General features: G+C 23.0%; 20 protein-coding genes and 1 other RNA gene. 16 read left to right on the top strand and 5 right to left on the bottom strand.

Going from position 1 to position 19,691, the window contains the following annotated elements:
- The 11 genes from UAT33_00335 to fliR all read left to right on the top strand — a co-directional run bounded on the left by UAT33_00335 (nucleotide 1) and on the right by fliR (nucleotide 7,146).
- Nucleotides 1–399 carry a flagellar assembly protein FliH gene (locus UAT33_00335; GenBank protein XBC43911.1) on the top strand — a complete coding sequence of 133 codons (399 nt, stop codon included), beginning with the start codon at nucleotides 1–3 and terminating at the stop codon, nucleotides 397–399.
- Nucleotides 396–1,760 carry a FliI/YscN family ATPase gene (locus UAT33_00340; protein ID XBC44126.1) on the top strand — a complete coding sequence of 455 codons (1,365 nt, stop codon included), beginning with the start codon at nucleotides 396–398 and terminating at the stop codon, nucleotides 1,758–1,760. Before UAT33_00335 ends, UAT33_00340 begins: the two co-directional genes overlap by 4 nt.
- 102 nt (nucleotides 1,761–1,862) lie before the next feature.
- Nucleotides 1,863–2,219: a flagellar FliJ family protein gene (locus tag UAT33_00345; protein ID XBC44127.1), complete on the top strand. Its 357-nt coding sequence runs from the start codon at nucleotides 1,863–1,865 to the stop codon at nucleotides 2,217–2,219.
- A 12-nt stretch (nucleotides 2,220–2,231) separates the two neighbouring features.
- Nucleotides 2,232–2,462, top strand: a complete 231-nt coding sequence (locus UAT33_00350; protein XBC43912.1) for a hypothetical protein — start codon at nucleotides 2,232–2,234, stop codon at nucleotides 2,460–2,462.
- Nucleotides 2,443–3,432 carry a hypothetical protein gene (locus UAT33_00355; protein ID XBC43913.1) on the top strand — a complete coding sequence of 330 codons (990 nt, stop codon included), beginning with the start codon at nucleotides 2,443–2,445 and terminating at the stop codon, nucleotides 3,430–3,432. Before UAT33_00350 ends, UAT33_00355 begins: the two co-directional genes overlap by 20 nt.
- A gap of 136 nt (nucleotides 3,433–3,568) precedes the next feature.
- On the top strand, nucleotides 3,569–4,501 hold the full coding sequence (locus UAT33_00360; GenBank protein XBC43914.1) for a FliM/FliN family flagellar motor switch protein: 933 nt from the start codon (nucleotides 3,569–3,571) through the stop codon (nucleotides 4,499–4,501).
- Nucleotides 4,502–4,658: 157 nt separating this feature from the next.
- On the top strand, nucleotides 4,659–4,910 hold the full coding sequence (gene fliN / locus UAT33_00365) for a flagellar motor switch protein FliN (protein XBC43915.1): 252 nt from the start codon (nucleotides 4,659–4,661) through the stop codon (nucleotides 4,908–4,910).
- A gap of 27 nt (nucleotides 4,911–4,937) precedes the next feature.
- A complete protein-coding gene (locus UAT33_00370; GenBank protein XBC43916.1) occupies nucleotides 4,938–5,279 on the top strand; it encodes a flagellar biosynthetic protein FliO in 342 nt (113 codons plus the stop codon).
- Nucleotides 5,280–5,298: 19 nt separating this feature from the next.
- On the top strand, nucleotides 5,299–6,030 hold the full coding sequence (gene fliP, locus UAT33_00375; protein XBC43917.1) for a flagellar type III secretion system pore protein FliP: 732 nt from the start codon (nucleotides 5,299–5,301) through the stop codon (nucleotides 6,028–6,030).
- Between the two features lie 76 nt (nucleotides 6,031–6,106).
- Complete coding sequence (fliQ, locus tag UAT33_00380; GenBank protein XBC43918.1) at nucleotides 6,107–6,376, top strand: flagellar biosynthesis protein FliQ; 270 nt, start codon at nucleotides 6,107–6,109, stop codon at nucleotides 6,374–6,376.
- A complete protein-coding gene (gene fliR / locus UAT33_00385) occupies nucleotides 6,376–7,146 on the top strand; it encodes a flagellar biosynthetic protein FliR (GenBank protein XBC43919.1) in 771 nt (256 codons plus the stop codon). Before fliQ ends, fliR begins: the two co-directional genes overlap by 1 nt.
- Nucleotides 7,147–7,327: 181 nt before the next feature.
- Here fliR and rpmG read toward each other — a convergent pair whose 3' ends face one another.
- Together rpmG and rpmB are read right to left on the bottom strand one after the other, a co-directional pair.
- The gene (gene rpmG, locus UAT33_00390; protein XBC43920.1) at nucleotides 7,328–7,495 is read right to left on the bottom strand and encodes a 50S ribosomal protein L33; all 168 of its coding nucleotides are present in this window, start codon (nucleotides 7,493–7,495) and stop codon (nucleotides 7,328–7,330) included.
- The gene (gene rpmB / locus UAT33_00395; protein XBC43921.1) at nucleotides 7,473–7,739 is read right to left on the bottom strand and encodes a 50S ribosomal protein L28; all 267 of its coding nucleotides are present in this window, start codon (nucleotides 7,737–7,739) and stop codon (nucleotides 7,473–7,475) included. Before rpmB ends, rpmG begins: the two co-directional genes overlap by 23 nt.
- A 159-nt stretch (nucleotides 7,740–7,898) precedes the next feature.
- On the opposite strand from rpmB, the gene UAT33_00400 reads away from it, so the two are divergent.
- Nucleotides 7,899–10,604, top strand: coding sequence for a hypothetical protein (locus tag UAT33_00400; protein XBC43922.1), 2,706 nt, complete (start codon nucleotides 7,899–7,901; stop codon nucleotides 10,602–10,604).
- Nucleotides 10,605–10,895: 291 nt separating this feature from the next.
- Here UAT33_00400 and ppa read toward each other — a convergent pair whose 3' ends face one another.
- Complete coding sequence (gene ppa / locus UAT33_00405) at nucleotides 10,896–11,411, bottom strand: inorganic diphosphatase (GenBank protein ID XBC43923.1); 516 nt, start codon at nucleotides 11,409–11,411, stop codon at nucleotides 10,896–10,898.
- Nucleotides 11,412–11,528: 117 nt separating this feature from the next.
- Here ppa and pmbA point away from each other — a divergent pair, with 117 nt between their 5' ends.
- On the top strand, nucleotides 11,529–12,875 hold the full coding sequence (gene pmbA, locus UAT33_00410) for a metalloprotease PmbA (GenBank protein ID XBC43924.1): 1,347 nt from the start codon (nucleotides 11,529–11,531) through the stop codon (nucleotides 12,873–12,875).
- Nucleotides 12,876–12,984: 109 nt separating this feature from the next.
- Here the strand turns inward: pmbA and rnpB are convergent.
- Nucleotides 12,985–13,358: RNase P RNA component class A (rnpB, locus tag UAT33_00415), an RNA gene on the bottom strand.
- Between the two features lie 26 nt (nucleotides 13,359–13,384).
- Complete coding sequence (rsmI, locus tag UAT33_00420; protein XBC43925.1) at nucleotides 13,385–14,233, bottom strand: 16S rRNA (cytidine(1402)-2'-O)-methyltransferase; 849 nt, start codon at nucleotides 14,231–14,233, stop codon at nucleotides 13,385–13,387.
- A gap of 265 nt (nucleotides 14,234–14,498) precedes the next feature.
- Here rsmI and UAT33_00425 point away from each other — a divergent pair, with 265 nt between their 5' ends.
- From UAT33_00425 to tkt, 3 genes are all read left to right on the top strand, one after another.
- The gene (locus tag UAT33_00425) at nucleotides 14,499–15,722 is read left to right on the top strand and encodes a beta-ketoacyl synthase N-terminal-like domain-containing protein (protein XBC43926.1); all 1,224 of its coding nucleotides are present in this window, start codon (nucleotides 14,499–14,501) and stop codon (nucleotides 15,720–15,722) included.
- A 776-nt stretch (nucleotides 15,723–16,498) separates the two neighbouring features.
- The gene (tal, locus tag UAT33_00430) at nucleotides 16,499–17,449 is read left to right on the top strand and encodes a transaldolase (protein XBC43927.1); all 951 of its coding nucleotides are present in this window, start codon (nucleotides 16,499–16,501) and stop codon (nucleotides 17,447–17,449) included.
- A 71-nt stretch (nucleotides 17,450–17,520) separates the two neighbouring features.
- Nucleotides 17,521–19,527, top strand: coding sequence for a transketolase (tkt, locus tag UAT33_00435; GenBank protein ID XBC43928.1), 2,007 nt, complete (start codon nucleotides 17,521–17,523; stop codon nucleotides 19,525–19,527).
- Nucleotides 19,528–19,691 lie beyond the last annotated feature (164 nt).

Genomic DNA, 19,691 nt, shown 5'->3' on the forward strand with positions numbered 1-19,691 from the left:
ATGGATAATTTATTATCTAGTTTTGAACAGTCATTAATAAAATTAGATGAAGTAATTTCTTCTCGTTTAGTAAATTTAGCATTAAATATTTCGAAAAAGGTGATAGAAAGTACTTCATTTTCTGAAGAAACAATTTTATTAAAAAAAATTAAAACAATACTTAAAAATGAAAAAATAGCTTTTAAGAAACCAAAGTTATTAATTCATCCAAGTGATAAAGAAATAGTTGAAAATTATTTTGGAAATATATTTGCTAAATACGGATGGACAATTTTTTATGATGAAGATATTTCTAAAGGAGGATGTATAGTATTTTCAGGAGACACTATATTAGATTCTACTATTTTAGGACGATGGACTGAATTGTGCAGATTAGTTTTAAAGAAGGAAAAATTATGAATTTAAGAATAAATAAATGGATAAAAGAATTATTAATCTGTGAAAAAGAAATAATTAATCTTCCCAATATAGTATATTATGGACGATTAGTAGGGTTTAATGGATCTATTTTAGAAGTTAGTGGATTACAATTATCTCTTGGTTCAATTTGTTGTATAAGAAAAACTTTAGATATTTACAATATTGATGAAGTAGAAGCTGAAGTAGTAGGATTTAAAAATGGCATATTATTTTTAATGCCATTACAAAGTATAGAAGGCATTGCTTTAGGTTCTCGGGTACGACCTAAAGTTTTAGGTGGTATTAATTATGTAGTTAATCAATTGCCAATTTATGAGGGATTGTTAGGAAGAGTATTAGATAGCACAGGAAAACCGTTAGATGATTTAAAAGAAATTGATAAAAAATATAGAAAAACACTATCTTATTCTGCAATTAATCCATTGCATAGGAATCCTATTAAAGATGTATTGGATACTGGAATTCGTGCAATAAATGCGTTATTGACTATTGGAAGAGGCCAGAGAATTGGGTTGTTTTCTAGTTCTGGATTAGGAAAAAGTATATTACTTGGTATGATGACTAAATATACTGGAGCAGATGTAGTTATATTAGGATTAATAGGAGAGCGTGGACGGGAGGTAAAAGAATTTATTGAGACTATTCTTACTAAAGAAGCTCTTAAAAAATCAGTAGTTGTCGCATCTCCAGCTGAATGTTCACCATTATTACAAGTTCAAGGAGCTAATTATGCTGTTCGTATTGCTGAATATTTTAGAGATAAAAATTATCATGTATTATTAATAATGGATTCTTTAACGCGTTATGCTATGGCTCATCGAGAAATAGCTTTATCTATAGGAGAACTGCCTGCTACTAAAGGTTATCCACCTTCTGTATTTTCTAAAATATTTTCTTTAATAGAAAGAGCTGGAAATGGTAGAAAACAACAAGGTTCAATTACAGCTTTTTATACAGTATTATCAGAAGAAGAAGAAACATATGATCCTATTTCAGATGCCGCACGATCTATTTTAGATGGACATATCATATTATCTCGAGAATATGCTGAATCAGGTCATTATCCTGCAATTAATATTGAAACATCTATTAGTAGGGTTATGTCAAATATCGTTGATTCTATTCATGATTCTAAGGCTCGTTATTTAAAAAAATTGTTATCTTGTTATCAGCGTAATCGTGATTTAATTAATGTAGGAGCATATGTTTCAGGTACTAATAAAGAGTTAGATTTGGCTATTTCTCTATTGCCTAAATTTCAAAAATTTTTGCAACAAGGAATGCACGAAAAAAGTACTTTTACTGAGTCTAAACAAGATTTATATGGACTTTTTAATTAAATAGGAAGATTATTATATGTTTAAAAATAAAAAATGTATTAGTTTATTGACAAACATTGATAAAAAAAAAATCAACAATTATCTCTTATTTTAGAAAAAATTATTTTAAATAAAAAAAAGATTCAAGAGCAAGTCAATTTATTATCAAAATATAGAAATGAATATCTCGTTAAATTAAATCATGAAACATCTTGTGGTATTTCTGGTTTTGAACTAAAGAATTATGATTGTTTTATTTCTTCATTGATAAATGGTATTAAAAATCAAAGACAAACTATAAAACAGTATGAAGAACAATATAAAAAATACTTTATTTTATGGAAAAATAATCAACATAGATTATACATGTGGAAAACAATATCTATGAAATTATTGCAGTATGATTTTAAAATTATGCAATTAGAAGAACAATTACAAATTGATGAATATGTTCAGAAATCTTTTTTTGAAAGAAAGTAGGTTGCTATTATTATGTTAAATATTATAAATTTAGTTAAAACTACTCCTTTATATAGACATGGACATAATTTTTGTAAGTTAACTTTAAAAAAGAGTTCAAAATTATTTTTTAATGTTTTAGATAAATATTGTATATCAAATAAGAATAATGTTGTAAAAAATATAGAAAATAATAAAACTACAATTAGTTCTTTTTTTGATATTATTTTATCAAAAAATAATTTTGAAAAAAAAAATTTTTAAAAATAAAAAAGATTGTTTTAATGATATATTTCTATATTTTTGTATGTCTTATAGAGATAATATAAATTTTTTAAAATATATAACACAATACGTTAAAATAGAAGGAAAATTAGATAATTTACAATTTTATAATCATATAAAAAAATATTTTTATTTCCTATTTGAAAGAAATATAAAACAAAATAAAGATGTAATATTAAATACGTTTAACAAAAAAATTAATTTTTATAATATTTTTGAACATTTACACCAATATAGTGATAAAAATATTTTAAAAAAAATAAATTTTATAAATTTTTACTCTAATTTTCTAAAATTTAAAAGTAATATATCTAAACTTACATTAGACGTAAACTCAATTATAGTTTCAAATGAGTTGTTTAAAAAAAAAATATATTATAAAAGATGTATTAGTTCTATTTTGAATTTTTTACAAATAATATATTCGTTTAATGATTTCATACATGTAAATTATGAAAATTATGTAAAGAAAATAAACCGTTATTCATCTGATGAAAAAAATAAAGATTTAGTTCAGAACAATTGGGTAAAAGCTATTCATAAACAATTATTAGTATTTTTTTTTAAAAGTAAAAAAGTTGTGGAACTATTCTTAGACCCGAAAAATTTGGGGTCTTTATTTATACGATTGAAGATAAAAAAGAAAAAACTAATTAAATTAGATTTAATTTCTAATAATAGTATTGCAAGAGAATTGCTAAAATTTGATGTTCCTAATTTACGGAATACTACTTTGAAGACTGGAATTAGATTTGAAGATATTACTATTCGAAGTCATAATTCTGAAGAAATAGATATTTTTAAAAATAATTATAATCATTATAATAAAATTAAAAATAATGAAAAATATACTATTTACAATAAAAAAATAAACGGATTGTATAAATTATTTTCGTTAGAATTATATAATTCTATTGCGCAGAAAAATATTGTTGATATTTACGTTTAATAAAAATACTATTGTTTATTAAATCGAATTCTTATTCATTAATTTATATAATTGTTGTAAGTTGTAGTTTAAGATGCAATTGATATTTATAGCGCTAATATATTTTAAATTTAGTATTTATTTTAAAGGTATTTTAATGGTTAATAATACTATTACTGAGATTAAAGAAAATAATATAAAACATGGAATAAAAAAATCTACTAAAGTTTGTATTTATGATTCAAAAATAGATTATTATACTATACATCAAACAAAAAAATCTTTAATGATGATTAGTAATTTTTTTTCTAAGCAAATTTCACTAGCTTTATTAGATAATATGAATCTTGAATTCGATATTGAATTAAATAGTATTCAATTAGAAAAGTATGATGATTTTAAAAGTAACTTCATAATAAAGTCGAAATTTTTAAATTCTTTCCAGATTATTCCATATTTTGAGACTGGAATAATAAGATTTTCTGATAATATAGTACCATCAATTATAAACTTTTTGTTTGGGGGAAAAAACTTTGTTGAAATTGCTAAAAATCGTATCCATGAATTAACAATTTCTGAAATAAATATAATGAAAAAGATGGTGGAAATTATTCAAAGTAAATATAGTGCTTCTTGGAAACAGGTTTGTGATATAGATATAAAATTTTCTGATTTTCAGTTAGTAAAAAATGTAAATTTTAAAAATATTATATTTTTATCTACTATATTTCAAATAAGATTTGGTAACATATTAGGATTTCTTAATTTAGGTTTACCATTAGTTTTAATTAAAACATTAAAAGATAAATTAACAAACAAGTATATAAAAAACGATTTAATAAAAAAAAAAACAAAATCAATATCGTGGCCAGTGATACACAATATAGAAATAAATTTAGATATTAAGTTAGTAAATTTTTCGTTACTATTATCTCGAATTTTAAAATTAAAAATTGGTGATATAATTTCTATAAAAATTCCAGAAGACATTATAGCGTATGTTGATGATGTACCTGTATTAGTTGGAAAGTATAAGATATATAAAGAAAAACGTGTTTTTTTCTTAAAATATTTTTTTAATTCAAAATAATTATTAGGATAGTATTAATGAACGACAAAAAAGATGTAATTAAAAACACAAACAATAATAGTACTAACGATCTTAAAATAGATTCGAATAAAAAAAAAATATAGAAAAAGATAGTAATACAACTGTTATAGAGCAATCTTTAAATGAAAATAATAATATGAACTTCGTTGTTGATATTCCAGTTGATATTACAATTGAGTTAGGTAAAATAAAATTAAAAATTAAAGATCTTTTAAATTTAAAAAAAGATTCTATATTATCTTTGAATAAATATTCAGGTGAGCCATTAAATATATTAGTAAATAATTGTATAATTGCAAAAGGAGAATTAGTTATTGTAGAAGAAAAATATGGAATTAGAATTATTAGTATTATTGACGACTCAAAGTATTCAAATAATTTAGGTTAACTTATTTAAAATTATGAGAAATTATCTGTGGATACTATATTTCAACCTACTATAATAGAAACGATATTTTCAAAAGTTGAAACTCCGTTTTTTAAAGTGATTATACTTTTTTTACTGTGTTGTTTTATACTCAAAAAAACTATTTTTGAACAAAAAATGATTCATAATTCATTAATAAAAATTATAGAAAAAGTATCAGTTGGATCCAATGAAAGTATTGTTCTTTTAGATTTAAAAGAAATTAGATTGGTTGTAGGTGTTACTTCAAAAAATATTTCATTATTGTATAAGTTGTCACCTATAAAAAAAGATGAAAAAACATCTTTAGTTAAAACTATTAGTACTAATAATATAAAAAAAGTTTATTGAACGATTTTGGAATAAAAAAATGATTTATCGAGTAATTCCGTTATTTTTATTATTGTTTTGTCCAATAACATATGCAGGAGTTCCTAATTTTTTTAGTCATCCATTGCCAGATGGGGGATCTAGTTGGTCTTTGCCAGTACAAACGTTAGTGTTTATTACGTCTCTGACATTTATTGCGCCAGTTTTATTAATGATGACTAGTTTTTCTAGAATTATTATTGTATTTAGTTTATTACGTAGTGCATTAGGAACACCTTATTCTCCTCCTAACCAAATTTTGTTAGGTTTGTCTCTTTTTTTAACTTTTTTTATTATGGCTCCAGTATTTGATAAAATTTATGAAGATGCATATTTGCCGTTTAGCGAAGATAAAATTAATATAGATGTAGCTATTATAAGGGGAATGAAACCTTTACATCAATTTATGATTCGGCAAACTCGAGAAAATGATTTAATTTTTTTTTCAAAGCTAGCTAATGTTTCTAAGTTTTCTAAAAAAGAAGAAGTTCCTATGAGAATTTTGTTACCATCTTTTGTTATAAGTGAGTTAAAAACAGCTTTTCAGATTGGATTTACTATTTTTATACCATTTTTAATAATTGATTTAGTAGTAGCTAGTGTGCTTATGGCTTTAGGAATGATGATGGTTCCTCCTTCAACAATATCTTTACCCTTTAAATTAATGCTATTTGTGTTAGTAGATGGTTGGCAATTACTGATTACTTCTTTAACTCAAAGTTTTTTTCACTAAATTTAGTAGAATTATTATAACATTATATATTTATTATTTTATAACTTTTAAAGCATGTAATATATTGAGGATATTTATGACGGTTGAATCAGTGATGACTCTTTTTCATGAAGCAATAAAAATTGCTTTAATGCTTGCTTCGCCTTTGTTATTAGCTGCATTATGTAGTGGTTTAGTGATTAGTGTTTTACAAGCAGCTACTCAGATAAATGAACAAACGTTATCATTTATTCCTAAAATTATTACAGTATTATTATCTATGGTAGTGTTTGGACCATGGATGTTAACTTTGATTTTAGATTATACGCGATCTTTATTTAATAATTTGTCTATGATAACTAATTAATGATAACTTTTAATATAAATGATTTAATACCTTTTTTTTATAATTTTTTCTTTTCAGTAATACGAATTTTATCTTTTATTATTGTTGCTCCATTATTAGGGGATAAATCGATTCCAAAAAAAGTAAAAATATTTATTTCATTGATTATGAGTTGGTGTTTTATGTTTTTTTTACCAATAATAAATATTGATTTTTTAACTATAGATGGACTTTTAATTTTAATTGAACAAGTATTTATCGGTATGTCTTTAGGATTTGTTATGCAGTTGATATTTTCTTCTGTTAAAATAGCTGGAGAAATTATCAGTTTTCAAATGGGTTTATCATTTTCTTCTTTGTTAGATTGGAATACTCGTTCTAATATATCTGTTTTATCTCGTTTTCTTTATGTATTTTTATTGTTATTATTTTTAGAATCTAATGGTCACATTTGGATGATATCTGTATTATTTGATACTTTTCATAAAATTCCAATACAACAAGTTAAACTAGATTCTAGTATGTTTTCAAATGTTGTTATATTTTCTAAGTTTATTTTTATTGATAGTTTTATGTTGATGCTGCCAATTATTATAATTCAATTAATGCTTAATATATCTATTGGTATTTTAAACAGGATTTCTTCTCAAATTTCTATTTTTTCTATTGGGTTTACTATAACATTATTTGTTGGGATATATACTTTATATTTATTCGTTCCTATAATTCCTCATGTTTTTAATAACGTTTTTAACCGTTTAACTTTTGCAGTGTCTATTTTATTAAGATAATATATATGAATCAAATTATTAAAAAGTATAATATATTTATTTTTATGAAATTTTGTTTTTATAAATTTTAAATAAAATTTAGAACTTTAAAAGTATAACATTCCATAAAATGCTAGTCTATATTTAATGTGATAACATAGTTTAGCATTTTATAGTTTTATATTTTTTATATTTTAAATTATTATTTAATCTTTTTTTCTTCGTATAATATATGTTTTTTAATGATTGGATCGTATTTTTTTAATTTTAGTTTCTGAGTTTTATTTTTTTTATTTTTAGTTGTAGTATAATAATGTTTACTACCCGATGTAGACACTAATTTTATTTTATTTCGAACGTTTTTTGCCATTTCTAAACTCTCTATTGTTTTTTAATAAGCAGTTTTTTTCTAATACTTTATTTAGTCCAATTTTATCCATACATCGCATACCTTTTGCAGATACTCTTAGTAATATAAATTTACTTTTTTTTACGTCCCAGAATTTGTGAAAATGTAAATTTGGAAAAAAACGTCTTTTAGTAGAATTCATAGCATGAGAGCGATAATTCCCGGTCATGGGTTTTTTCCCTGTTATTTGACATATTTTTGACATAATTAATAGTTTCCTATATTCATGAATAAATTTTTTAAAATTTTTATTTTAATATATAAAATATTTTTTAATAAATATGAAAATTTAATTAAATTTTTTATATATTTTATTTAACTTTTTAAAATTATAGATTAAATGTTATTAATAGGATTTATTTTAATGAATGTTTTTAAAAGATTGTTAATATCTATAATTTTGTTTTGTTTATCTTTTTTATGTAGCTTAATATTTTTAATTCATAGTCATATTGGATTTAATTTTATTTATTTTTTAGTACATCATTATATACCAGAATTAGAAATAAAAGAATCAATAGGTAAACTAAATAATTTTGTTTTAAAAGATGTAAAATATCATTCTTATAATAAAAGTTTTTTTATAAAAGAACTACATGTAAGGATGCATTTTAATTTCTATAAACGATTTTATATTGTTATAGATAAATTTTTATTTAAAAAATGTAATATACGTATTAATTACCCTATTTTAGATAAATTTCAATATAAAAAAAGATTGTTAAATTTAAATTTAACATACTTTTTTAAAATTCCTATTATTTTTAAAAATGTAAAGTTTGATAATTTTTCTTGTTTTATAGGAAATATTATGTTTATCGTAGATCACTTTTCTGGAAAATATTATTGGACTGGTAAAATATTGAAATGTTTTCGTAATAAAGCTCATAATATATATTTAAAAAAAATTAATTATATGAATAATGATAAAAATATATATAAAAATTTTAAGAAAAACAAGATTGTAGATTTTAAGGAATCTATAAAAGAATTTTTGGATTCTTTTAGAAAATTTATTATCGGTGTTTCAACAAACGTTGATATAAAACATTTTTCTAGTGATAATATTTATTTTTTAGGTAAAAATAATTTTAAGTTGTCTCAATTTTTTCTAAATTTTAAAATGATTAGTAATATAATACACATAAAAATACTTTTTCATTATAATGCTAATTTTAAAGTTAATATTTATGGAACTATTGATTGTAATAAAGAATTTTTTACTAAAATTATTGTTAATTGTATTTATTTTAAAAGCTATACACTAAATGAAAATGTTAAAATTATAATAACTGGATTTTTATTACAAAATTTAAATATATATTTTAAGTGTAATGGTGTTATAAATACAAATATGTATGTAAATATTGTATATAAAAAAACTCATTCTACTATAAATTTAAAATTATTCATTTCATATTTTATTTTGTCTGAAAGCGATCAGTATCATTTAATTTTAAAGAATGTAACATTTCAAATTATAGGAAATATGCATAATTATAGTTTTTTTGTAGATGGTATTATAAATATAAACAAATTTATTCCAATAAAATTAAATTTTTCAGGAGTAGGAAATTACTCAATTATATCTATTAATCAGATTCAATGTAAATTGACGGATAAAAAAATAATATTTGATTATTTATTCAATGTTTTTGAATATAAAAAACATTCTACGTTAATCAAATTAACTCAAAATAGTAAAAATCAGCATTATGCAAAAGATATAGTACAATATGTATTATACAACTTTTTTAATTTTAAAAAAAGTTATAATGTATCATTAGATATGCAATTATTATCTAGAAATAATTTCGTTAAAAGAAACAATTCAAAGTCAGGTTTAGTATTTTCTCAAATTTACAATAAATGGATTGTTTCTATAATTAGTAGAATTTTTATTAAAAAAGATATTTTTATTAAAAAAAATTGTAATAAAATATATGGTTTTAGTATAGTTTTTAAATTTAATCAGTTAAATAACCGATTTTTGAATTATGTTGGAAATATTATAGGAAATATTAAATTTTATAGTGTAGGTAGTCATTACAGAATTTTAATAAAATTTTTAGGAAATAATCTACAATCAAGATTTTTTATAATTGATAAATTAAATTGTTTGATAGTTTTAAAAAATGATAATAGTAATTCAATAAAAGTAATGTTATCAGCAAAAAACTTTTTTATTTTAAACTCACGCGTTTCTCATTTTTTTTTAGAGTTCAATACTTTTAAATATAACCATAATTTTTATTTAAGTATATCAAAAAAAAGTTGTTTAGTGAATTTAAGTATACAAGGAAAGTTTAATTCTTTTTCTAAAATATGGATTGAAACAATAAATAATTTTAATATTTCTACATCTATTTTAGATGTAAATATAAACAAAGTATTAATTAAATTTAGAAATAAAAAAGTAATAAATAATTTTAATGTATTATATATTACAGGAAATTTTATATTAAACAAAAATAAAAAAAATATTAATTATATTTTTTCAAAATTCAGATATTTATATAATATATCTAATAAATTATCTTTATCTAAAATTAAATTAAATTTTAATTATTATGTTAGTAACAAAAAACGGATATTAAAATGGAACTGTATAATAAATCAAGATAGAGATATTAATAGGATATTTATAGGTCATATGAATATTCGAAAAGTTAATAAAAGAGTTTTTATTTCTGGAAATTTTGTATTTAAAAATGTATCAATTTCTTTATTGAATTTTTTAATATTAAATGGGGAAAAAGTTTCTGGTATTTTAAATGGAGTATTATATTTTGACGAAAATACATATACTTTAAAGTTGTTTGGAAATTTGTTAATTCAAAATTTTTTTATAAATGATTACTTTTTTTTTAAAAAAGTGTATTTTAACCATATAAAATTATTTATTAATCATGATAATATGATATTTAATAGTTATATAGAAATTAATGCTTTTTTAAAATTTTCATTTAAATTAAACTATTTAAATGTTTGTTTGTTATCTAATAAAATAAATTCATTTCTAATCACTAGAGTTTGTCATATTTTGTCGTGTAATATTATTAGAAATTAACATGTATTCAAAGTTAGAACATTTTTAAAAATGTTTGGTCTTTTATAAAATAGTATTAAATTATAAAATATAATTAAGTGATTTTTATTATTTACGTTTTTATATCATTATATAAAGTTTATTTTAAAATTGTTTTAAGCTAAGAAACGAATATTTATTCTTAATATTTTAAAATATATTAAAACTTGATAAATATGTTTAAAAAATTTTTATTATAATCTTATAGGATTACTGTATATTTTAGATATTTGTGACTAATAGTTTTAAAAATTGTAAAATAAAATTATTTAATTATTGTAATGAAGACATAATTTCTTTATATGCTATGTTTTTATCGCCCCATTCAATAATTTTTGTCCATTTATTTTTTTCTAAATTTTTATAATGTTTAAAGAAATGTATAATTTGTGTTTTTAATAGATCTGGAAAATTATTAATATCTGTTATATAAGAATATTCTGGACATATATTAACGTTAGGAACAGTAATAATTTTATTGTCTATTCCAGATTCATCTAACATTTTTAGTATTCCTATTGGCCTACATTGTATTACTGAACTAGGGATTAAAGGGTATGGAGAATGTACTAGTACATCTATGGGATCCCCGTCGGAAGATAAAGTTTTATTAATAAATCCGTAATTACAAGGATAAAACATAGGAGTCAATATAAATCTATCTACAAATAAACATCCTGAATTTTTATCCATTTCGTATTTTACTGGATTAAAATGTGATGAGATTTCAATAATAACGTTTATATCATATGGAACGTTTTTTCCTGAAGTAATATTTTTTAGGTTCATTTTTTATTCCAAGTTCATTAATTAAGTTTGTTATTTTTATATCTTTATTAGTGTATAAAATTTCGTTTTTCTATCAGTGTACTATAATAAATAATTGGATATATTTGTGAGGAAAATATGAAGTTAGAACATAATTTTATATTAAAAGAAAAAGAATTTAAAGGTATAATTAGATATATATTAAATACAATTAAAATTTATTCAGCTACTGCTGAAGTGTTAATTTCGTATAATGTAGGAATTAATGTTGGAATAAGAAATAGTAAAACTGATTATATTGAATTTAATAATGATAATATTTTAACCATTACAGTTTATAAAAATAGAAAGAAAAGTGTAGTTTCTTCCACTGATTTTAGTATATTTGCAATAAATAAAATAATTAATTGTGCAATGGATGTTATTCGTAATACATCTCCTGATTTATTTTCTGGTTTACCTGATTTAAATTTATTAGCTATTGGAGATTTAAAAGATCTTAATTTATATCATTATTGGAAATGGAATATAAATGATGCTCTTGATTTAGTATTAAAAGCAGAGCAAGAAGCTTTTAAAGTAGATAAAAGAATTGTTAATACGGAAGGATCTAATTTTAATAGTTGCATGAGTATGAAAGTTTTTGGAAATAGTTATGGTATGTTAGAAAGTTATAACACTACTTTATACTCTATGTCTAGTTGTATTGTAGCTAAAGAAAAAAATGATATGCAAAGAGATATGTCTTATACAATTGCAAGAAATATTAATGATTTAATATCTTCAACACATATAGGCAAGACGAGTGCTAAAAAAGCTTTGTCTAGATTAAATGCTAAAAAATTGTTTTCTATAAAAAGTTCTGTAATTTTTTCTTCAGAATTATCGTCAGAGTTTTTTTCTTACTTAGTAAAAGCAATTAGTGGTAGCAATGTTTATAGAAAATCAACATTTTTGTTAAATAGTTTAGAAAAACAAATTTTTCCTGATTGGTTAAGTATTAAAGAAGACCCTCACATAGAAAAAGGACTAGGATCAAAATGTTTTGATTCGGAAGGTGTACGTACTTTATCTAAAACAATAATACATAATGGTGTATTAAAGACATGGTTGTTAGATAATTATTCAGCTAAAAAAATGAATTTAACTAGTACTGCTAATTTTGGGGGAATTCATAATTGGATAATATTTGGTTCATCTAATATGAATTTAAAAGAATTATTAACATTTATGAATAAAGGAGTGCTAATAACAGAATTATTAGGAAATGGTATGAATGTAATTACAGGAGATTATTCATGTGGTGCAGTAGGGTTTTGGATAGAAAATGGAGTTATTAAATATCCTGTTCGTGAAATTACAATTTCTGGAAATTTAAAAGATATGTTTAAAAATATTATATCTATAGGTAACGATATTGACACAAGAAAAAAAATATTGTCTGGATCAATTTTATTGTCTTCTATACAAATTTCTGGTTTATAAAATATTTATACTTTTAAAATTTAATGTAATATAATTTGTGTATTTATAAGTTATTATAAATTAGAAAGATATAAAATTGAAAAGTATATAATTTACTATAAAGTTCTTTAAAAGAAGCTGGCCTATAAGCCGGGTTCTGTGTTGGACAGTCATTTATCTAGAATAATAATCGCTTATTATTTCAAGCAGCCTACCCGAGTATGATTTATAAGGGTAAATTTTGTATACTCCTATTTGGCCTTGCTCCAGGTGGAGTTTACCAAACCATACTAGTTACCAAGTATGTGGTGAGCTTTTACCTCGCCTTTTCACCCTTTCCTTTATTAATTTATTAAAATAAAGGTGGTTTTTTTTCTGTTGCACTAGTCGTAAGCTTGCGCTTCCCAGATGTTATCTGGCACCTATTTACCCTTTGGAGCCCGGACTTTCCTCTTCTATTATTTTTATTATTAGAACAATAGCAGCGACTGTCTGGCCAGCTTCTTTTAAAATGTTTATATTGCTTTTACTTATTTTTTAATATTATAATTGTATAAAAAATTTTTAGATAATTTATGCAATTTTGCTGTTATTTGTATAGCTTCTTTTAATGGTAAATGTAATTTTAGTATTTGTAAAGTTTCTAATGCTATTTCAGAAATAGTATTTGCTTTAATTTCTTGAAAACCTGATATTATTATTGTAATTTCTCCTTTTTCTTTAAAATTGTCGTTATTTAGCCATGATAATATACTTTCTGATGTACCTCTTTTTATGCATTCCCATTTTTTAGTTAGTTCTTTCGCTAATATTATATATCTATTCGGTCCTAGTTCTTTGACTATATCATTCATACTTGAAATGATTCTATGAGGGGTTTCATAAACTATAATTGTTCGTGTTTCTTTGTTTAAGCTGTTTATTAATTTTCGTCGTATTGTATTTCTAGATGGGAAAAATCCTTCATAGCAAAACTTTCTATTAGATAATCCTGAAGCACTGAGAGCTGTTATAGCTGCACATGGCCCTGGAAGTGGTATTACTTGTATTTCATATTCATAACAATTATTTATTAAATGATTTCCTGGGTCATTAATTGTAGGTGTTCCAGCATTAGAAACTAATGCAATATTTTTTCCATTTCTTAATTGTATAATTAATTTTTTATATTTGGTTTTTTCGTTATGTTTGTTAAAGGAAGTAATATGTGTAAAAATATTATATTTTTTTGTTAGTATTTTAGTATGATTTATATTTTCTGCTGCGATTATATCTACTGCATTTAGTGTAGATATCGCTCGATAAGTAATATCAGCTAAATTTCCAATAGGAGTAGGTATAATATATAATATTCCTTTCGTATTATTTAATTGTTTCATGATTATTTATTAATTTATTTAAAACCTAAGTATTTTAATATAGCCATCACTATAATAAAGATATTTACATATTTATGGATTTATTATAAATAATCAATATGTAAATATGTAAATACAATTTTATTTTTTACTTTATTATTCTAAATGATATAGTTTTATATATAAAATTATTTATATTTTAATGCTCATTAAAAAGTAGCGTTTTAATATGAATATTTTGAACATTATAAATTTTTAGTTTAATACATTATGTGATGAGGTAGTAATGGTAAAAAGAGCGGTCATTACTGGTATAGGAATAATTTCTAGTATTGGTAATAATAAATCAGAAGTATTAACTTCATTATTGCATACTAAATCAGGCATTTCTTTTTCAGAAGAAATGAAACAATTTGGTATGCGAAGTCATGTATGGGGAAACATAAAAATAGACAAATCTCAGTGTATAAGTCGTAAAATAATGAGGTTTATGAGTGATGCATCTATTTATTTGTATTTGGCAATGGAAGAAGCTATAAGAGATGCAAAGTTAACTCCTAGAATATATCAAAATAATTCTAGAATAGGAATCGTAGTTGGTTCTAGTTCTGGAGCTCCAAAATGTCAAGTAGATGGAATACGTTTTATAAAATCAAAAAAATTAAAATTAATTAGTCCTTATACGGTAATTAGATCTATGACTTCTAATACGTCTGCATGTCTAGCTACTTCATTTAAAATACATGGAATAAATTATTCTATCAGTTCGGCGTGTTCTACTTCTGCTCATTGTATAGGAAATGCTATAGAATTAATACAATTAGGTAAACAAGATATTATATTTGCTGGAGGAGGTGAAGAAATAAGTTCAGAATTAGCTTGTACATTTGATGCTATGGGGGTTCTGTCGACTAATTACAACTTTAGTCCTACTATATCATCCAGAGTATTTGATTTTTATCGAGATGGATTTGTTATTTCGGGAGGTGGAGGAGTAATTGTAATAGAAGAATTAAATTACGCATTATCTAGATCAGCTCATATATATGCAGAAATTATTGGATATGGTACATCTTCAGATGGTTTTAATATGGTTGTTCCTTCTGGAGATGGAGCTATTCGTTGTATGAATTTAGCTGTAAAAAAAATAAATAAAAAATCTATTGATTATATAAATGCACATGGTACATCTACTAAGTTAGGTGATATAATAGAATTGAATGCTATTCGAAAAGTATTTGATAAAATTAACATGCCAATTATTTCATCAACTAAATCTATTACTGGGCATTCATTAGGCGCATCAGGAGTACAAGAAATAATTTATAGTCTGTTAATGCTAGAACATAATTTTTTAGTTCCTAGTATTAATATTACAAAGTTAGATCCTCAAGCTAGAAGTTGTAACATTTTAACTAATATTGTTAAGAAAAATATTTCTATAATTATGTCAAATAGTTTTGGATTTGGAGGTACTAATGTTACTCTAGTTATAAAAAAGTATTCTTAATATATAGTGATAATGAATTTTTGGATATAATTGATTAATATTACAGAAAACATAAAACTAAACTATGAAAGGATATTAGCTTCATTTTTGAGTTGTATTTTTAATGATATATATGAATGTAGTGCGTATTGTATTCGATTTAAGGTAATCAATTAAGTATGCTATTTATTTTAATTTTAATAAAACATTTATATTATTAAAAATGTACATATTATTTAACTGTAGATTTAAAAAGTAATACTTATTCATAAAATTAGTTCTCATGTTTTATTTATTCTAAAGATAAAATATTTAGTAATTTCTTTAGTTATGAATTTATTTTATAATATTAATTACAAGTGTGTTTATTAACTTATCTAATTTTTCTTAAATTTTTATTTAATCAAGTTATAATAGCATGCTTTGTTATGTTCAAATACTATTTATTATTTTTAGTAAAAAATTTTATAATAAATATATTTTATTATGAAAAGTTTTAGGAATTAGTTTTAAAGTTTATTAGTTGTTTAGGCATGTAAACAACTTATGATAATATTTTATTTTATTAGACTTTTGGAATTATATTTTAAAAATTGCAAACTTTATATGTTTAAAATACGTATTAAATAGCAATTTTAAAATGAAGTTTATTATTATATTAGTAGATGGTTTAGATAAGCATTAAACGCATTAGTGTTAATATATATTTTATTTAATATATATTTGTTAAGTTATATTTTTAAAATTAAATTTTGTATATATTGCAGTTTGTAACTTTTTAAGAGGAATGTAATAAATTGAATCAATTAGAATCACTAAAAAAATATAGTAAAATTGTAGTAGATAGTGGAGATATGGAGTCAATACGAAAATACCTTCCCGAAGATATTACTACAAATCCTTCTCTTGTTTTAAAAGTTATCATTTTACCTTCATATGAATATATTATTAATAATGCGATTACTTATTCGAAAAAGAAGGGAGGTACGTATGAACACCAGGTATGTAATGCTGTAGATAAAGTATCTGTTATGTTAGGTAAAGAAATTTTAAAAATTATTCCTGGAAAAGTGTCTACTGAAATTGACGCACGTTTATCGTTTAATACTGATTTGTGTATTAAAAAATCACAGAAAATTATTTCTATGTATGAAGAAGAAGGAATTAATAAATCAAGAATATTAATTAAATTAGCTGCTACTTGGGAGTGTATAGAAGCTGCAAAAGAATTAAAGAAAATTGATATTAATTGTAATTTAACATTATTATTTTCTTTTGCACAAGCAAGAGCATGTGCTGAAGCTGAAGTGTTTTTAATTTCTCCTTTTGTTGGTCGAATTTATGATTGGTATAAATCTAAATCACTAATAAAAAAATATTCAGTTAATAAAGATCCTGGAGTGAATTCAGTTAAAAAAATATACGATTATTATAAGAAATATGGATATAAAACTATCATTATGGGCGCTAGTTTTAGAAATGTTCAACAAATTTTAGCACTTTCTGGTTGCGATTATTTAACAATTTCTCCTAATTTATTACAAGATTTAAAACTAAATAGTGGTAATATTGAAAGAAAATTATATTGTCTAAATGTTGTAAATAAGCCTACTGAAACATTATCTAGAAGTGATTTTTTATGGTTACACAATGAAGATCCTATGGCTGTAGAAAAACTATCTGAAGGAATACGTCAGTTTGGGAAAGATCAAAAAGATTTAGAGAAAATAATAAAAAATAAAATGTAAATAATTTGATTATGATTAAATTTTATATAAAATTATATCATTGTTAACTACGTTTAAGAGAAAATTAGATTATGCATTCAAGAAAAAAATTAGCTGATGCTATTAGAGTATTAAGTATGGATGCAGTACAAAAAGCACAATCTGGTCATCCGGGGATGCCTATGGGTATGGCTGATATTGCTGAAGTATTATGGAGAGATTTTTTAAAGCATAATCCACATAATCCATCATGGGAAAATAGAGATCGTTTTGTTCTTTCTAATGGTCATGGATCTATGCTTTTATATAGTTTGTTACATCTTACTGGATATAATTTATCAATTGAAGAAATAAAAAATTTTAGACAATTGAATTCAAAAACTCCTGGTCATCCTGAATTAGGATGTACTCCAGGAGTAGAAATAACTACTGGCCCGTTAGGTCAAGGTTTAGCGGCTGCAGTGGGTATGGCTATTGCTGAACGCACATTAGGTTCAGTTTTTAATAGACCAAATTATTCTATAGTAAATCATTATACTTGGGTTTTTGTTGGTGATGGATGTTTAATGGAAGGTATTTCTCATGAAGTATGTTCATTAGCTGGTACTTTAAAATTAGGGAAATTAATTGTATTTTATGACGATAATGGTATATCGATTGATGGAAATGTAATTGATTGGTTCACTGATAACACAAAAAAACGTTTTGAATCTTATAATTGGCATGTTGTATCTAATGTAGATGGACACAGTTCTGATGATATTTCTAATGCAATAAAAGAATCTATATCAATAAGCAATCAACCTTCTTTAATAATGTGTAAAACTATTATTGGTTTTGGTTCACCTAATAAATCGGGTACAGAAGAGTCTCATGGATCTCCATTAGGTGAGTCAGAAGTAAATTTAACAAGAAAAAATTTAAAATGGAATTTCCCTCCATTTTTCATACCTCAAGAAATTTATGATAATTGGAATTTTTTAGCACAAGGAAAATTATTGGAGGATAAATGGAATAAAAATTTTTCAGAATATAAAAAAGAATACCCTGATTTGGCAAAAGAATATACTCGACGTATTCATCGAATTTTACCAGATAAGTGGGAAGAAATTTGTAGAAATTTTATTAATCAATTATGTCTTGATATTAAAAATATATCTACTAGGATGTCTTCTCAAAATTCTTTAGAATTTTTTAGTACGTTATTATCAGAATTGATTGGTGGATCTGCTGATTTAGCTCCAAGTAATTTAAGTATGTGGTCTGGTTCTAAGTCTATCAAAAATAATTGGTCTGGAAATTATATTCATTATGGAGTTCGTGAATTTGGCATGACTGCTATTGCAAATGGATTGTTTCATCATGGAGGGTTTATTCCTTACACTTCTACTTTTTTAATTTTTACTGACTATGCTCGAAATGCAGTGCGTATGGCTGCATTAATGAAAACGCAGCATATTTTTATTTATACTCATGATTCTATAGGATTAGGTGAAGATGGTCCTACACATCAACCTATAGAACAATTATCTACCCTTCGTTTAATTCCCAATGTAAATGTATGGCGACCTTGTGATCAAGTAGAAACTGTAATAGCTTGGAAATTTGCATTAGAAAATAAGCTTGGTCCAACTGCATTAATATTATCTCGTCAAAACTTACCACAGATTTCTAAAAGTGAAGTAGACATAGATAACATTAAACGAGGAGGATATATTTTAAAAAATAATAGTAAGGTTGATGGAGGTCTTAATGCGATAATTATTGCTACAGGATCAGAAGTTAATATTGCAATTTCTGTTTACGATAAATTAGTTAAAAAAGGTTATTTTATTAGAGTAGTTTCTATGCCATCTACTAGTGTTTTTGATCAGCAAGATGATTTTTATAAGGAATTAGTATTACCTAAATTAATTATTAATCGCGTGTCTATTGAAGCAGGAGTATCTGATTATTGGCATAAATATGTAGGACTAAATGGAATAATTATTGGAATAGATTCTTTTGGAGAATCGGCTCCTGCTGATATATTATTTAAAAAATTTGGATTTAATGTAGATAACATAGTAAATCGAATTATAAAATTATTAAACTCTTAAGTTTTTAATGATTTGTAAAATATATATCATTTTTAAAAACAGTTTTTAATAATTTTTATATGTATATTTATAACTTTATATAATTAGTATTTTATATATATTATATTAAGATAAAATTATGTAGATTAATAAGAAATAATCATTAATATAAAACTGCTATAAAA

The sequence above is a fragment of the Buchnera aphidicola (Floraphis choui) genome, from assembly GCA_039830045.1.
Taxonomy (GTDB): domain Bacteria; phylum Pseudomonadota; class Gammaproteobacteria; order Enterobacterales; family Enterobacteriaceae; genus Buchnera_B; species Buchnera_B aphidicola_AX.

Coding starts and splice junctions, on each gene's coding strand:
- UAT33_00335 (XBC43911.1), top strand. CDS start 1: ATGGATAATTTATTATCTAGTTTTGAACAGTCATTAATAAAATTAGAT.
- UAT33_00340 (XBC44126.1), top strand. CDS start 396: ATGAATTTAAGAATAAATAAATGGATAAAAGAATTATTAATCTGTGAA.
- UAT33_00350 (XBC43912.1), top strand. CDS start 2,232: ATGTTAAATATTATAAATTTAGTTAAAACTACTCCTTTATATAGACAT.
- UAT33_00360 (XBC43914.1), top strand. CDS start 3,569: ATGGTTAATAATACTATTACTGAGATTAAAGAAAATAATATAAAACAT.
- fliN (XBC43915.1), top strand. CDS start 4,659: ATGAACTTCGTTGTTGATATTCCAGTTGATATTACAATTGAGTTAGGT.
- fliP (XBC43917.1), top strand. CDS start 5,299: ATGATTTATCGAGTAATTCCGTTATTTTTATTATTGTTTTGTCCAATA.
- fliQ (XBC43918.1), top strand. CDS start 6,107: ATGACGGTTGAATCAGTGATGACTCTTTTTCATGAAGCAATAAAAATT.
- fliR (XBC43919.1), top strand. CDS start 6,376: ATGATAACTTTTAATATAAATGATTTAATACCTTTTTTTTATAATTTT.
- rpmG (XBC43920.1), bottom strand. CDS start 7,495: ATGGCAAAAAACGTTCGAAATAAAATAAAATTAGTGTCTACATCGGGT.
- rpmB (XBC43921.1), bottom strand. CDS start 7,739: ATGTCAAAAATATGTCAAATAACAGGGAAAAAACCCATGACCGGGAAT.
- UAT33_00400 (XBC43922.1), top strand. CDS start 7,899: ATGAATGTTTTTAAAAGATTGTTAATATCTATAATTTTGTTTTGTTTA.
- ppa (XBC43923.1), bottom strand. CDS start 11,411: ATGAACCTAAAAAATATTACTTCAGGAAAAAACGTTCCATATGATATA.
- pmbA (XBC43924.1), top strand. CDS start 11,529: ATGAAGTTAGAACATAATTTTATATTAAAAGAAAAAGAATTTAAAGGT.
- rsmI (XBC43925.1), bottom strand. CDS start 14,233: ATGAAACAATTAAATAATACGAAAGGAATATTATATATTATACCTACT.
- UAT33_00425 (XBC43926.1), top strand. CDS start 14,499: ATGGTAAAAAGAGCGGTCATTACTGGTATAGGAATAATTTCTAGTATT.
- tkt (XBC43928.1), top strand. CDS start 17,521: ATGCATTCAAGAAAAAAATTAGCTGATGCTATTAGAGTATTAAGTATG.